The sequence below is a fragment of the Mesorhizobium tianshanense genome, from assembly GCF_007830515.1.
Classification (GTDB): domain Bacteria; phylum Pseudomonadota; class Alphaproteobacteria; order Rhizobiales; family Rhizobiaceae; genus Mesorhizobium; species Mesorhizobium tianshanense.
In genome coordinates this window covers 1-1,143 of sequence record NZ_VLKT01000157.1, presented here as the reverse complement: position 1 = coordinate 1,143, position 1,143 = coordinate 1, and the positions used below count along the sequence as shown (strand labels likewise).

Annotated in this window: 2 protein-coding genes; both read left to right on the top strand. The window is 65.4% G+C overall.

What is annotated here, in order from left to right:
- Nucleotides 1-414 precede the first annotated feature (414 nt).
- On the top strand, nt 415-819 hold the full coding sequence (locus IQ26_RS39025; protein ID WP_145723599.1) for a hypothetical protein: 405 nt from the start codon (nt 415-417) through the stop codon (nt 817-819).
- 3 nt (nt 820-822) lie between these two features.
- Nucleotides 823-1,116, top strand: coding sequence for a hypothetical protein (locus IQ26_RS39020; RefSeq protein WP_145723598.1), 294 nt, complete (start codon nt 823-825; stop codon nt 1,114-1,116).
- Nucleotides 1,117-1,143: the final 27 nt, after the last annotated feature.

Genomic DNA, 1,143 nt, shown 5'->3' with positions numbered 1-1,143 from the left:
ATGCCGCATAACCAACCGAACCGCCTTGTACGGGCCCGTACGCAGGGTGGTGTGGGAGGGGAGGAACCGCAAGGTTCCCCCCTATCCCGATTTCAAGCCCTTTCGAACGTTTGCTGCCTGTGTTGCCGATATCAAGTGTCGGCGGGACAGCACCCCCCTCTGTCCTGCCGGACATCTCCCCCGCAAGGGGGGGAGATTGGCAGCTTCGACCTTACCACCCATCCTGCAACGTTGGAGATTGGCGAAAGCCAAGGTGACATCCGATCTCCCCCCTTGCGGGGGAGATGTCCGGCAGGACAGAGGGGGGGGGTGACGAAACGCGACCTGGCGATCATCAGGTTCAGTCACCGTCATCACAGAGTCTCGCATCCATTCCGCAACGCGCGACCACGTCATTTGCCAAGAGAATCCACCATGTCCAGCCGCTACGCCACCATCATCGTCGACGATGACGGCCGCGAGGTCGTCAGCGCCATCGGACAGTTCGAGAGCGCGCCGCAGGAGCGCTCAGGCCATTTCGAGCCGGTCGCGGCCGGCGTGCGGATCGGCATGGTGCGGGGCGGTCCCGTCGACGCGGCCGGCGGCTTCGGCTTTCCCTTGGCGGACGCCGGCGCCGATGGCGTGCGTATCGCCCGGGCGGTGCTCAAAGCCCTGCCTGATGCCGGCGCGGCGAAGCGCGACACGACAAGCCGGCCGCGGAAGCCGAAGCCGTCGCGTGCGAAGCCCGGCAAGCGGGCGAAGTCACGCAAGAGACCGACGCGGGCAGTCAAGAAAACGGCGAGGCCCGAGATCGCGGCGCTCGCCGGGACGGCGGGGTAGGGCATGGCCGAGGTCCCTTTCGACGACGACCCCCCTGAAGTGGCGGAACCCCGGCCCTCCGGCCGGCCGAGGCGCACGAAAAAGACGCTAGCCGATGGCTTTCTGGAAGCGATCCGCGCCGATTTCCGGGCGCATGGCGCCGGCGTCATCGCCGAGGTGCGCACCGAAAAACCCGACCAGTATCTGAAGATCGTGCTTTCGGTTCTGCCCAAGGACCTGCATCTCAACATCAACAGATGGGGTGATTGGGGTCTCGCCCGAGCCAAATTGAGGGCGGCTGCTCCTGTCGAGATGTGAGAACGTGGTCGATGTAGATCGCCACAA

Bases quoted from the DNA above. Each gene is read 5' to 3' on its own strand.
- IQ26_RS39025 (WP_145723599.1), top strand. From the start codon at position 415: ATGTCCAGCCGCTACGCCACCATCATCGTCGACGATGACGGCCGCGAG.
- IQ26_RS39020 (WP_145723598.1), top strand. From the start codon at position 823: ATGGCCGAGGTCCCTTTCGACGACGACCCCCCTGAAGTGGCGGAACCC.